Origin of the sequence: Halosolutus halophilus (genome assembly GCF_022869805.1) — an archaeon.
Lineage (GTDB): Archaea > Halobacteriota > Halobacteria > Halobacteriales > Natrialbaceae > Halosolutus > Halosolutus halophilus.
In genome coordinates, this window is sequence record NZ_CP094974.1 from 1108904 (window position 1) to 1121485 (window position 12582).

At 64.6% G+C, this 12582-nt stretch carries 13 protein-coding genes; 12 read left to right on the plus strand and 1 reads right to left on the minus strand.

Annotated elements, in window-relative coordinates; translation table 11 throughout:
* Window positions 1-181: 181 nt before the first annotated feature.
* From MUG98_RS05375 to MUG98_RS05430, 12 genes are read left to right on the plus strand one after another with little or no spacing between them, the layout of a single operon-like run.
* A complete protein-coding gene (locus MUG98_RS05375) occupies window positions 182-595 on the plus strand; it encodes an NADH-quinone oxidoreductase subunit A (protein WP_265111119.1) in 414 nt (137 codons plus the stop codon).
* The gene (locus tag MUG98_RS05380) at window positions 592-1299 is read left to right on the plus strand and encodes an NADH-quinone oxidoreductase subunit B (protein WP_265111120.1); all 708 of its coding nucleotides are present in this window, start codon (window positions 592-594) and stop codon (window positions 1297-1299) included. Before MUG98_RS05375 ends, MUG98_RS05380 begins: the two co-directional genes overlap by 4 nt.
* Window positions 1296-2966, plus strand: coding sequence for an NADH-quinone oxidoreductase subunit D (locus MUG98_RS05385; RefSeq protein ID WP_265111121.1), 1671 nt, complete (start codon window positions 1296-1298; stop codon window positions 2964-2966). Before MUG98_RS05380 ends, MUG98_RS05385 begins: the two co-directional genes overlap by 4 nt.
* 1 nt (window position 2967) lies before the next feature.
* A complete protein-coding gene (locus tag MUG98_RS05390) occupies window positions 2968-4056 on the plus strand; it encodes a complex I subunit 1/NuoH family protein (protein ID WP_265111122.1) in 1089 nt (362 codons plus the stop codon).
* Window positions 4053-4514, plus strand: coding sequence for a NuoI/complex I 23 kDa subunit family protein (locus MUG98_RS05395; protein ID WP_252489693.1), 462 nt, complete (start codon window positions 4053-4055; stop codon window positions 4512-4514). Before MUG98_RS05390 ends, MUG98_RS05395 begins: the two co-directional genes overlap by 4 nt.
* A 38-nt stretch (window positions 4515-4552) precedes the next feature.
* Window positions 4553-4819, plus strand: coding sequence for an NADH-quinone oxidoreductase subunit J (locus tag MUG98_RS05400; protein ID WP_265111123.1), 267 nt, complete (start codon window positions 4553-4555; stop codon window positions 4817-4819).
* Window positions 4816-5262 (plus strand): hypothetical protein, encoded by a 447-nt coding sequence (locus tag MUG98_RS05405; protein WP_265111124.1) that lies wholly within the window; start codon window positions 4816-4818, stop codon window positions 5260-5262. Before MUG98_RS05400 ends, MUG98_RS05405 begins: the two co-directional genes overlap by 4 nt.
* Window positions 5259-5564 (plus strand): NADH-quinone oxidoreductase subunit NuoK, encoded by a 306-nt coding sequence (gene nuoK, locus MUG98_RS05410; RefSeq protein ID WP_265111125.1) that lies wholly within the window; start codon window positions 5259-5261, stop codon window positions 5562-5564. The genes MUG98_RS05405 and nuoK overlap by 4 nt, the downstream gene beginning before the upstream one ends.
* A 1-nt stretch (window position 5565) precedes the next feature.
* Window positions 5566-7614 carry an NADH-quinone oxidoreductase subunit L gene (gene nuoL / locus MUG98_RS05415; RefSeq protein WP_265111126.1) on the plus strand — a complete coding sequence of 683 codons (2049 nt, stop codon included), beginning with the start codon at window positions 5566-5568 and terminating at the stop codon, window positions 7612-7614.
* Window positions 7611-9140: a complex I subunit 4 family protein gene (locus MUG98_RS05420; protein WP_265111127.1), complete on the plus strand. Its 1530-nt coding sequence runs from the start codon at window positions 7611-7613 to the stop codon at window positions 9138-9140. The genes nuoL and MUG98_RS05420 overlap by 4 nt, the downstream gene beginning before the upstream one ends.
* Entirely contained in the window at window positions 9140-10666 is a 1527-nt protein-coding gene (locus MUG98_RS05425) for an NADH-quinone oxidoreductase subunit N (protein WP_265111128.1), read from the plus strand. Before MUG98_RS05420 ends, MUG98_RS05425 begins: the two co-directional genes overlap by 1 nt.
* 49 nt (window positions 10667-10715) lie before the next feature.
* On the plus strand, window positions 10716-12203 hold the full coding sequence (locus MUG98_RS05430; protein ID WP_265111129.1) for a DHH family phosphoesterase: 1488 nt from the start codon (window positions 10716-10718) through the stop codon (window positions 12201-12203).
* Between the two features lie 51 nt (window positions 12204-12254).
* Here the strand turns inward: MUG98_RS05430 and MUG98_RS05435 are convergent, their stop codons facing one another.
* Entirely contained in the window at window positions 12255-12488 is a 234-nt protein-coding gene (locus MUG98_RS05435) for a hypothetical protein (protein ID WP_265111130.1), read from the minus strand.
* Window positions 12489-12582 lie beyond the last annotated feature (94 nt).

Consider the following 12582-nt stretch of genomic DNA (forward strand, 5'->3'; position numbering starts at 1 on the left):
TCGATCGGCCCGGTAATTCGAGACTACCGATTCGTTCAGTCCTCGATCGAGCATATATAGTGTACGGTGATTATTCGGGTTGTTTCTTGTCCACTGAAGTCGCCGCTTTGCCCGTTTCCGGCCCCAAAACGAACAATCAACCCTTATATGCGTGCGGTTTGAAGTGCCGAACGTTACGGAGATGAATGATTGGATCGCCATCGGGGCGCTGGCGCTCGTGGGGCTGCTGATACCGCTCAGTATGATGGCGGTGTCGTACCTCCTGCGGCCGAGTGTTCCCGAAACGAGCAAACGTGCCACCTACGAGAGTGGCGAAGTGCCGACTGGCGGGACGCGCATCCGGTTCAATATCCAGTACTACATGGTTGCGCTTCTGTTCGTCGTCTTCGACATCGAGACCGTCCTACTGTTCCCGTGGGCGGTCGTCTACCAGGATGCGCTCGGAGCCGAGGAGTACGGCTTGCTCCACGCGCTCGGGCCGATGTTGTTGTTCGTCGCCATCCTGCTGGTCGGACTCGCGTGGGCGTGGCGCACCGGTGCTGTACAGTGGGCACAGACGCCTCGGCAGTTAGAGTCCGGAACTGATCGACCATGAGTAGCGACAACCCGCGGCAGGACATCTACGAGAGTACCGCTCCGTCGACGGACACCCGCGAGTCGCGGATGGGTGAAGGCGTCGACGATCGCTTCAACTCGAAGCTCCGTGAGGCCTTCGGCGCGTCACCGTTTATCCTCACGAAGTTCGACAAGTTCATGAACTGGGTTCGCGGCAACTCCATGTTCATGCTGCAGTTCGGGATCGCTTGCTGCAGTATCGAGATGATACACACGTACGCGATCAAACACGACCTCGATCGATTCGGGGCCGGCGTCCCGCGCGCGTCGCCGCGCCAGGCCGACGTGATGATCGTGCCCGGGACGATCGTCTCGAAGTTCGGCCCCCGGATGAAGCGGGTCTACGACCAGATGCCCGAACCCAAGTTCGTCGTCGGGATGGGGTCGTGTACGATCTCCGGCGGCCCCTTTCAGGAGGGGTACAACGTCGTCAAGGGTGCCGAAGAGATCATCCCGATCGACATTCACGTCCCCGGTTGTCCGCCGCGACCGGAGGCACTCGTTTACGGCGTCATGAAACTCCAGGAGCGGATCCGGAACGGGGAGAGCACTCCGGTCGTCGTCAAACCGTACGAACTCGAGCAGTTCGGCGACTTAGAACAGGACGAACTCGTACAGAAACTCGCGGACGAGATCGACGAGGACGACCTCGTCATGCGGTACAACTGGGCTGATTCGCCATGAGCACGGGAACCGGACTCGAGAAGGGCACGCAGGAACCGTCCGTCGAGGTCACCGAGGACGACCTCGAGGCCCTGATCGGCGATCGCGCGCTCGGTCGCGACGACCACCTGAACGCGCCCGGCTTCGTCATCCGCCCGGACGACGTCCAGGACGTGCTCTCCGACCTCAAAGAGGAGGCCGGCTTCGACCACCTGTCCTGTCTGACCGCCCAGCAGTACACGGACCGGTACGAGTCGATCTACCACCTGAAGAAGTACGCCGATCCCACGCAGGAAGTGTCGATCGTCGTTCCGACGTCGATCGACGATCCGGTGAGCCAGACGGCCGAACCCGTCTTCCGGACCGCGGACTGGCACGAGCGCGAAGCCTTCGACCTCGTCGGGATAGATTACGAGGGCCATCCGGATCCGCGCCGGATCCTCCTGCCGGAGACCTGGCAGGGACATCCGCTCTCGAAGGACTACGACCAGGAGAAACCCCAGATCGTCACCCTCTCGGAGCACGCCAACCCGATCAAGCCCGACCACCACGACACCGAGTCGGACACGATGTTCCTGAACATCGGGCCGCATCACCCGGCGACTCACGGCGTGCTCCACGTCGAGACCGTACTGGACGGCGAGACCGTCGTCGACGTGGATCCCGACATCGGATACCTCCACCGGTGTGAGGAGCAGATGTGCCAGTCGGGGACCTACCGCCACCAGATCATGCCCTACCCCGATCGCTGGGACTACGTCTCGGCTGGGCTCCTGAACGAGTGGTCCTACGCCCGCGCGGCGGAGGACCTCGCGGACATCGAGGTCCCCGAGTACGCCCAGATCGTCCGAACGATGGGCGCGGAACTCTGTCGGATCGCCTCGCACATGCTCGCGCTCGGCACCTTCGCACTGGACGTCTACGGCGACTTCACCGCCGTCTTCCAGTACGCCTTCCGCGATCGGGAGGTCGTCCAGGACATCCTGGAGGATCTGACGGGTCAGCGCCTGATGTTCAACTACTTCCGGCTGGGCGGTGTCGCCTGGGACCTGCCAGAACCGCGCGAGGAGTTCTTCGAGAAGGCGCGTGACTTCCTCGACGAACTCCCCGCGAAGGTCTCGGAGTACAACGATCTCATCACCTCGAACGAGATCTTCCAGCTTCGCTGCGTCGACACCGGGATTCTGGAACCCGAGGTCGCCAAGCAGTACGGCTGTACGGGCCCCGTCGCCCGTGGGTCGGGTATCGACTACGACCTGCGCCGCGACGATCCGTACGGCTACTACGAACACCTCGACTGGAACGTCGTCACCGAGGACGGCTGCGACAATTACAGTCGCGTGCTCGTGCGCATGCAGGAGGTCGAGGAGTCGGCGAAGATCATCGAGCAGTGTCTCGACCTGCTCGAGGACTGGCCGGAAGACGAGCGGGAGGTACAGGCGAACGTGCCGCGGACGCTCAAGCCGGACGCCGACACCGAAGTGTACCGGGCCGTCGAGGGCGCGAAGGGCGAACTCGGTATCTACATCCGATCGGACGGCACCGACAAGCCCGGTCGGTTCAAGATCCGGAGTCCGTGCTTTCACAACCTCTCGGCGCTCGAGGAGATGGTCCAGGACGAGTACATCCCGGACCTGATCGCCTCGCTTGGCAGTCTCGACATCGTGCTCGGGGAGGTGGATCGCTAGTATGGCTGGGACGGTCCCGGCGGTTCCGTTACAGGACACCGTGTTGCTCCCCGATCGGATCGGTGAGCTGACCGGTCTCGACGGGTTCGGAGTGCCCGGCGATCTGATCGCGTCGTTGCTCGCCGCGTTTCTCGTCGGCAGCCTGATGCTCGCGATGACCGGCGTCGCTGGGCCGTGGGCGAAGCGAAAGATCACCGCCGCGTTCACGGACCGGATCGCGGTCAATCGGCTCGGCCCGGCCGGATTGCTGATCATCGTGGCGGACTCCGTCCGACTCCTCTCGAAGGAGTTGATCATCCCGGAGAACGCCGATCGGCCGGCCTACGACCTCGCGCCGATCGTGGTCGCGGGGTCGGCGCTGCTGGGCTTCGCGGTCATCCCGATGGGAAGCGGAATCCACCTCGCCGACCCCGAGGTCGGCCTGGCCTACGTCTTCGCGATCGCGGGCATCGCGAGCATCGGACTGGTGATGGCGGGCTACTCGTCGTCGAACAAGTACTCGATGCTCGGCGGGTTGCGGGCGGTCGCACAGAACATCGCCTACGAGATCCCGCTCGTCGTCACCGGGATGTCGGTCGTGATCTTCGCCGGGTCGTTACGGATGAGCGAGATCGTCGCGGTCCAGAACCAGACGCTCGTCGATCTCGGCCTCGTGACGATTCCGGCCTGGTTCGCGATCGTCAACCCGTTCGCGTTCGTCCTCTTCCTGGTGGCGAACTTCGCCGAGGTCGGTCGGAACCCCTTCGACACGCCCGAAGCACCGACCGAGATCGTCGCCGGCTACCAGACCGAGTACTCCTCGGTCTACTTCGTGTTGATCTACCTCGGGGAGTTCCTCCACATCTTCCTCGGGGGCGGGATCATCGCGACGATCTTCCTCGGCGGGCCGGCCGGCCCCGGCCCGGCGGAGATCGGAATCGTCTGGTTCATCGTCAAAATCTGGGCGGTGTTCCTGCTGACCCAGTGGCTCCGATCGGCGGTGCCGCGGGTCCGGATCGACCAGTTGATCGAGATCGGCTGGAAGGGACTGCTCGTCCTTTCCTTCGCGAACCTCGTCCTCACCGCGGTAATCGTGGGGGTAATCGCATGATCGGACTACTCAAATCGATGGCAACGACGATGAAACACGCACTGGACGGCTCGACCTTCACGGTCGAGTACCCGGAGACGGCACCGGACGTCTCGCCGCGCTTTCGCGGCGTCCACAAGTTCAGCCAGGAGCGGTGTATCTGGTGTCGCCAGTGTGAGAACGTCTGTCCGAACGACACGATCCAGATCGTGATGGACGACCAGCGAAACGGCGAACAGTACAACCTCCACATCGGACAGTGTATCTACTGTCGGCTCTGTGAGGAGGTGTGCCCGGTCGACGCCATCCTGCTCACCCAGAACTTCGAGTTCACTGGCGACACCAAACACGACCTGGTGTACAACAAAGAGCAGCTGAAGGCCGTCCCGTGGTACAAGGACATCGATCCGCTCGAGTCCCGTGAACCCGATCGGGGCGCGTGGATCGGCGAAGGTGAAGGGGAGGTCGATTACCAGTAACGGGTCGCCCGTCCCCAGAGAACGGGCAATTACCAACAATGATATACGAGCTGATCGCGTTCGCGCTGTTCGCCGCCATCACGCTCGCCAGCGCACTCGGCGTCGTACTCATGCGCGATCCATGGCACTCGGCGCTGCTGCTGGGCGTGGCGCTTTTGAGCATCGCGGTGCACTTCGTGTTTCTGGCGGCGGAGTTCGTCGCCATGATGCAGATCCTCGTCTACGTGGGCGGGGTGCTCATCCTCATCACGTTCGCCGTGATGCTCACCCAGCGCGAGGACACGGACGAGGTGGTACAGGCATGACGAACGGCCCGAAACTCCGACTCGGGGGGACGCTCGCACCCGGTCTTCTCGCCGTCGTCCTCTTCGGGGTGATGGCGCTGATCGTCCTGAACACGCCGTTCGAACCGATGCCGGCGAACGGCTTCGCGCCGGCCGACACCACGATCACCGAGAACATCGGCTACGCGCTGCTCGACCTCTCGGCACTCCAGCAGATCGACAGCGAACCGTTCCTCGTCTCGTTCCTGTTGATCGCGGTCGTGCTGGACGCCGCACTCGACGCGTCGCTCGTCCTCGCGAAACGCGAGGAAGCGGGCGAACCGGTCGCTGCGCTCTCGAGTACGGGAGCGGGAACGGACTCGGGTGCCGGGACCGGCGCGGGTACGCCAGCCGATCCGGCCATCGCCGACGGTGGCGACGAGACGGCAGCCCACGCCGACGACGCGGGAGGTGACGATCGATGACCGTCGCCGTCGAGTACTACGTGTTGCTGTCGATGGCCCTGTTCTCGATCGGCCTGTTCGGCATCCTGACGCGTCGCAACGCACTGATGTTCCTGATGTCGGTCGAACTCATGCTGAACGCGGCGAACGTCAACCTGATCGCGTTCGCGTTTTACCACGGCAACCTCACGGGGCAGGTGTTCGCGCTGTTTACCATGGCGCTCGCCGCCGCGGAGGTCGCCGTCGGACTCGGGATCATCCTGGTGCTGTACCGCAACTTCCGTGACGTCGACGTCACGGTTCCGACGACGATGAGGTGGTAAGATGGCAGGCACAGGTACATTCGGATTCGCTCCGGCGATCGCACTGTTCCCGCTCGCGGCCTTCGTCATCGCGCTCGTCTTCGGCAACTACTTGCCGAAGAAGGGGGCGATTCCGGGCATCGCAGCGACGGGCGGCTCGTTGCTGCTCTCGCTGTTGATGCTCGGAACGGTCGCGACCGGTGAAGACGGCTTCTATCACGAGACCCTGTACACGTGGGCGGCCGGCGACGCGGCCAGCGAGGCTGGTGCCGAGGGAATCGAGTTCACGTTCGGCATCCTGATCGATCCGCTCTCGGCGCTGATGCTGGTGATCGTCTCGCTGATCGCCTTCCTCGTCCACGTCTTCAGTCTCGGGTACATGAACGCCGAAGGTGAAACCGGTCTCCCCCGGTACTACGCCGGACTCGGCCTCTTTACGTTCAGCATGCTCGCGTTCGTCTACGCGGACAACCTGCTGATGGCGTTCATGTTCTTCGAACTCGTGGGACTGTGCTCGTACCTGCTGATCGGGTTCTGGTTCCGCACCAAATCCGCGCCCTCGGCGGCGAAGAAGGCGTTCCTCGTCACCCGCTTCGGCGACTACTTCTTCCTGATCGGGGTCGTCGCGATCGCGGCCACGTTCGGCACGCTGGGGTTCGCCGGCGACGACTCGTTCGTCACCGCGGCGGAGACGGCGATCGACGACGGCACGACGCTGTTCGGCTTCGAGGCCCAGACCTGGGTGACGCTCACCGGATTGCTCGTACTCGGTGGCGTCATCGGCAAGTCGGCGCAGTTCCCGCTGCACACCTGGCTGCCCGACGCGATGGAGGGCCCGACGACGGTTTCGGCGCTGATCCACGCGGCGACGATGGTCGCCGCCGGCGTCTACCTCGTCGCCCGGATGTACGGCTACTACGCGCTGTCCCCCACGGCGCTCGGCATCATCGCGTTCGTCGGCGGCTTCACGGCGCTGTTCGCGGCGACGATGGGCGTCGTCAAGGACGACGTGAAGCAGGTGCTCGCGTATTCGACGATCAGCCAGTACGGCTACATGATGCTCGGGATGGGCGTCGGCGGCTACGTCGCCGGGGTCTTCCACCTGATGAACCACGCCTTCTTCAAGGCGCTGCTGTTCCTCGGTGCTGGCTCCGTCATCGTTCTCATGCACCACGAACAGGACATGTGGGAGATGGGCGGCCTGAAGGAGAAAGCGCCCGTCACCTACTACACGTTCCTCGCCGGTGCGCTCGCGCTCGCGGGGATCGTTCCGTTCTCCGGCTTCTGGTCGAAGGACGAAGTCCTGTTCGACGCGCTGATCGTCGGCCTCGAGGAACCGGTCATTCTCGCGGCCTACGCCATGGGCCTCGTCGCCGTCTTCTTCACCGGCTTCTACACCTTCCGGATGGTCTTCCTGACCTTCCACGGTGAACCGCGGACGGAGGCGGCCGAAAACCCCCACGCCGTCGGGTGGTCGATCAAGGCCCCGCTGGTCGTCCTCGGCGTCCTCGCGACGGTGGCCGGCCTCGTGAACCTCGCCCCGATCGCAAACCTCGCGGGCGCGGACATCACGTACCTCGAGTTCTGGCTCGACGGCGAGTACGGCGCTGCGGAGGGGCTGACCTACCACGCGTACCACGAGATGGTCCCCTTCGAGGAGGGTGCGATCGGCTCCGAGACCGTCACCATGCTGTTGAGCGCGGGACTGTCGCTCGGCCTGGCGCTGGCCGGCGCGTTCACGGCGCACACGCTGTACAACGTCCCCGAGCCCACGCGCCACACGGCGAAACTCGGCGGCGCGTACGACGTCCTGCGGAGCAACTACTACCAGGACGAGTACCAGGTCTGGCTCGCGGAGGGCCTGACGCTGCCGCTCGCACGCGCGGCCGATCGGTTCGACCAGACCGCGATCGACGGCGCCGTCAACGGCGTCTCGACCGTCAGTCTGTTCGGCAGTGACCGAATGAAGCGACTGCAGACGGGGATCGTGACGAACTACGCGGCACTGCTGGTGACCGGATTCATCCTGTTACTGCTGGTGCTCGGATATCTCGGCGGGTGGTTCCTATGATGATCGAGACACTCATCGCTGTCACGCTGGTCGGCGCGCTCGTCACGTTCGTCGCGCCGAATCGTATCGCCGGCAAACTGGCCTTCGCCATCAGCCTCGTTCCCGCGGGGCTCAGCCTCTGGCTGTTCGCCGCCTTCGACGGCAGCGGAAACGCCCTGCTCGACGGCGATCTCGCCTTCGAGTCGCGGGCCGAGTGGCTCCAGTTCGGCGACTACGCGATCTCGTGGTTCGTCGGTCTCGACGGCATCTCCTTGCCGCTGGTCGTGATGACGACGATCCTGACGACGCTCGCGATCGTGAGTTCGTGGACGCCGATCGACGAGCGAGAGTCCCAGTTCTACGGACTCCTGCTGTTCATCGAGGCCAACCTGATCGGCGTCTTCGCCGCGCTGGACTTCTTCCTCTGGTTCGTCTTCTGGGAGGCCGTGCTGATCCCGATGTACCTGCTGATCGGCGTCTGGGGCGGCCCGCGCCGGAAGTACGCGGCGATCAAGTTCTTCGTCTACACGAACGTGGCGTCGCTGCTGATGTTCGGGTCGTTCATCGCACTGGTGTTCGGCCTCGGTGACTCCGTCACGAGCTTCGCTCTTCCCGAAATCGCGACTGCGATGCTCGACGGCGGACCCGAGGGCTTCCTGGGCGTCGGCGGCACGTCGCTCGCCTCGATCGTTTTCGTCGCGATGTTCGTCGGGTTCGCGGTGAAGGTACCCGTCGTCCCGTTCCACACGTGGCTGCCGGACGCCCACGTCGAGGCCCCGACGCCGGCGTCCGTGTTGCTCGCGGGCGTCCTGCTGAAGATGGGGACCTACGCCCTGCTCCGGTTCAACTTCACCATGTTCCCCGACCAGGTCGAGGCCTACGCCGTCCCGATCGCCGCGATCGCGGTGATCAGCGTCATCTACGGCGCGATGCTGGCGCTGGCCCAGACCGACCTCAAACGGATCGTCGCCTACTCGTCGGTCTCGTCGATGGGCTACGTCATCCTCGGGCTGATCGCCTACACCCAGTTCGGGGTCGGCGGCGCGACGTTCCAGATGGTCTCACACGGCCTCATCTCGGGGCTGATGTTCATGGCCGTCGGCGTCGTCTACAACGCCACCCACACCCGGATGGTCACCGACATGTCCGGGCTGGCCGATCGGATGCCCGTCGCCGTCGGCATCCTCGTCGCCGGCGCGTTCGGCTACATGGGACTGCCGCTGATGAGCGGCTTCGCCGCCGAGTTCTACATCTTCTTCGGCGCGTTCGGCTCCGACCTGCTCGCGTACTCGCAAGTGTTTACGGTGCTGGCGATGTTCGGCATCGTCATCGTCGCCGGCTACCTGCTCTTTGCGCTTCAGCGAACGGTCTTCGGTCCGTATCACCTGGAAACCGACTACGAGGTGAACCACGCCCCGCTGCACGACGTCGCCCCGATGTTCGTGTTGCTCGGACTGATTATCCTGCTGGGCGTGGCTCCCGACCTGATCCTCGAGATGATCACGGACGCAGTCGATCCGATTATCGCGAACGGAGGTGAACTGTGATGGCGGTCCTCGAACTCCCCGAGTGGGCCGCGCTCGCACCGGCACTCATCCTGTTCGGGACCGCGATGGCGCTGTTCATCATCGACAGCATCTCGCCCCGATCGACGAACCGGGAACTGCTCGCTGGTACCGCAACCGTCGGCTCGCTGGCGTCGCTTGCCGTGGCCGTCTGGTTCATCGCGGCGGGCGTGGGAGCGCCCGGCTTCGAGGGCCGTGGCGTCATCGAACTGTTCGACGGCCAGCTGGTCGTCGATCAGATGGCGCTGTACTTCACGATGATCGTCGCCATCGTGACGGCGCTGGTCTCGGTCGCGAGCTACGACTACCTGCAGGATCACACCTACCAGGCCGAGTACTACTCGCTGATCATGCTCGCGGCGACCGGGATGGCGACGATGGCGACTGCAAACAGCCTCGTGACGATCTTCATCGCGCTCGAACTGTCGAGTCTGCCGTCGTACGCCCTCGTCGCGATTCTGAAGGACAACCGCGGGAGCGTCGAAGCCGGTCTGAAGTACTTCCTGATCGGCGCGCTCTCGTCGGCGATCTTCGTCTACGGGATCTCGCTGGTCTACGGCGCGACCGGGAGCCTGCAACTCGACGCGATCGCGGCGGTGTTGCAAGCGGGTGACGCCGACGCCTTCGGCGGCCTGCTCGGGCTCGGCATCCTGATGCTCATCGGCGGCTTCGCGTTCAAGACCGCGAGCGTCCCCTTCCACTTCTGGGCACCCGAGGCCTACGAGGGTGCGCCCGCCCCGATCTCCGCCTTCCTCTCCTCGGCCTCGAAGGCCGCCGGCTTCGTGATCGCGTTCCGCGTGTTCACGACGGCGTTCCCGCTCGAGGCGACGACCGAGGTGATCGGGATCGAGTGGACCTGGGCCTTCGTCATCCTCGCGATCGCTACGATGACGGTCGGGAACTTCGCGGCGGCGACCCAGGACAAGGTCAAGCGGATGCTCGCGTACTCCTCGATCGGCCACGCCGGCTACGTGCTGATCGGACTGGCCGGGCTCACGACCGACGGCGGCGAGGTCGTGATGGGCGCGGCGATGATGCACCTGCTCGTCTACGGCTTCATGAACACGGGTGCGTTCCTGTTCGTCGCGCTGGCCGAACACTGGGGCGTCGGTCGCACCTTCGAGGACTACAACGGCCTGGCGAACCGGGCACCGGTCGCCTGCTTCGCCCTCGGTATCTTCATGTTCAGCCTCGCCGGCATCCCGCCGCTGGGGGGCTTCTGGAGCAAGTACTTCCTGTTCACGGGGGCGCTCCAGGTCGGCAGCACCGCCATGCTCGTTGTCGCCGCCGCGCTGGTGGTCAATAGCGCGCTCTCGCTGTACTACTACTCGCGGTTGGTGAAGGCCGTCTGGATCGAGGAACCGATCGTCGAGCGCGACGCGCTCGCCCAGCCGACGGCCCTCTACGCGGCGATCGTCGTCGCCGCGGTGATGACCGTCGTCTTGCTCCCGGCGTTCGGACCGGTCGCCGACACGGCGTCCGAGGCGGCGGCCACCGTCCTGAGCTGAAACCGTCGACCCGGTAGCTTTTACCCGTCGCGGTCGCAAGCCGCGATATATGGTTTTCCGGCTGGTGCTCGGGTGTGGGACCGTCGGTCGCCGAGTCGTCGAGCGACTCCCCGACGACGGGGATCGCCTCCTCGTGATCACCGAGGATCAGAGTACGGTCGAGAGCTTGCGCGACGAGAGCGTCCCGGCGCGCCGCGGCGATCCCACCGATCGATCGGTCGTCGCTTCGCTCGACCCGCCGGACGTGATCTTCGTGGCCGCCGATCGGACCGACGTCAACCGAACCGCACTCGAGCACGCCCGGGCGCAGTTTCCGGCGTCCTCGATCGTCGCGTACGTGGGCGGGAACCCGACCGAAGCGGACCGCGCGGCGTGTCGCGACCTCGCGGACCACGTCGTCGACGCCGAAGGGGCGATGGTCGACCGGATTCTCGAGGAAACCACGAGTACCTCCGCGGGGGCCGCCATCGAACTCAGACGGCAACTGCAGACGATCGACGGTCGGCTGGCGGTGGTCATGCACGACAACCCGGACCCGGACGCGATCGCGAGCGCGGTCGCGCTGGTCGACATCGCGACGTCGGTCGGCGTCGAGGCCGACGCGTGTTACTACGGGGAGATCTCCCACCAGGAGAACCGTGCGATGGTCAACCTGCTCGGCCTCAACCTGCGCAATCTCGACCCGGACCACCCGCTGGAGGAGTACGCGGCGTTCGCCCTGATCGACCACTCCAGACCCGGGATCAACGATCAGTTACCGGACGACAGCCACGTGGACATCGTCATCGACCACCACCCGCCCCGCGGACCGGTCCCCGCCGAATTCGTCGATCTGCGCGAGTACGTCGGCGCGACGAGTACCGTCTTGACCGAGTACCTGGACCGCTTCGGCGTCACGTTCGACGAGTCGACGGCGACGGCACTGCTGTACGGTATTCGAGTCGACACGAACGACTTCACTCGTGAGGTGTCCGCCGCGGACTTCAACGCGGCATCGATGCTCTGGCCTCACGTCGACACGACGGTCCTGCGCCAGATCGAACAGCCGACCGTCGAGGGCGAGACCCTGGAGACGATCGCCAGGGCGATCAAGAACCGGGAGCAGAGGGATTCGATCGCGGTCGCGAGCGTGGGCCGGATCGGGAACCGCGACGCCCTGCCGCAGGCGGCCGACCAGGTGCTCGCGATGGAGGGCGTCGACACGACGCTCGTCTTCGGCTTCATGGACGAGATGGCGTACCTGTCGGCCCGGTCGCGGGCCGCCGACGTCGACCTCGGGGAGACCCTCCGGGACGCGTTCGACCAGATCGGGAGCGCGGGCGGTCACGCCGACATGGCCGGCGCACAGCTGGAAATCGGGATCCTCGCCAGCGCCGACGGCGAACAGGAGGTCGACTCGATCGTCAGCGTCGTCGAGGAGGTGATCACCAACCGGTTCTTCGAGGCGATCCGGACCCGCCCCGGAATCCCGGTCGGAACCTACACCCGGACGAGCGAGTGGCTGTTCACGATGGACGACGACCAGGAACCGTCCTGATCTCGCCGAGCACGCTCCCGCTCTACGAACGAAACCGTCTCGACGCAGCGATCAAAGCTTCCGGGAAATCCGCTCGATGGCGAGAACCAGTCTGTAGAAGAGGTAGAGGAAAAAGAGGGTGATTCCGAGTGAAGCGGCGCCTGCGATCGTTTGTAGCAACGCGATAAGCGGGATCCCCAACAGGAGTGTGAATATCAGACTTCCGACTACGATAGCCACAAGTGCGATACCGAGCACGATGACGTACGCTACGGGGCTGCTCTCAGTCAGGTAGGCACTGGACATACATCCGCTTTTGAGTATACTGATAAATTTGTTTGGGTGTGGTCGACTGGACAGTCGTCTGGATGCGGTCGATCGGACGTCTCTCGTCTACTCG

Coding starts and splice junctions, on each gene's coding strand:
- MUG98_RS05430 (WP_265111129.1), top strand. CDS start 10,716: ATGGTTTTCCGGCTGGTGCTCGGGTGTGGGACCGTCGGTCGCCGAGTC.
- MUG98_RS05400 (WP_265111123.1), top strand. CDS start 4,553: ATGATATACGAGCTGATCGCGTTCGCGCTGTTCGCCGCCATCACGCTC.
- nuoL (WP_265111126.1), top strand. CDS start 5,566: ATGGCAGGCACAGGTACATTCGGATTCGCTCCGGCGATCGCACTGTTC.
- MUG98_RS05390 (WP_265111122.1), top strand. CDS start 2,968: ATGGCTGGGACGGTCCCGGCGGTTCCGTTACAGGACACCGTGTTGCTC.
- MUG98_RS05385 (WP_265111121.1), top strand. CDS start 1,296: ATGAGCACGGGAACCGGACTCGAGAAGGGCACGCAGGAACCGTCCGTC.
- MUG98_RS05380 (WP_265111120.1), top strand. CDS start 592: ATGAGTAGCGACAACCCGCGGCAGGACATCTACGAGAGTACCGCTCCG.
- MUG98_RS05425 (WP_265111128.1), top strand. CDS start 9,140: ATGGCGGTCCTCGAACTCCCCGAGTGGGCCGCGCTCGCACCGGCACTC.
- nuoK (WP_265111125.1), top strand. CDS start 5,259: ATGACCGTCGCCGTCGAGTACTACGTGTTGCTGTCGATGGCCCTGTTC.
- MUG98_RS05435 (WP_265111130.1), bottom strand. CDS start 12,488: ATGTCCAGTGCCTACCTGACTGAGAGCAGCCCCGTAGCGTACGTCATC.
- MUG98_RS05405 (WP_265111124.1), top strand. CDS start 4,816: ATGACGAACGGCCCGAAACTCCGACTCGGGGGGACGCTCGCACCCGGT.
- MUG98_RS05395 (WP_252489693.1), top strand. CDS start 4,053: ATGATCGGACTACTCAAATCGATGGCAACGACGATGAAACACGCACTG.
- MUG98_RS05375 (WP_265111119.1), top strand. CDS start 182: ATGAATGATTGGATCGCCATCGGGGCGCTGGCGCTCGTGGGGCTGCTG.
- MUG98_RS05420 (WP_265111127.1), top strand. CDS start 7,611: ATGATGATCGAGACACTCATCGCTGTCACGCTGGTCGGCGCGCTCGTC.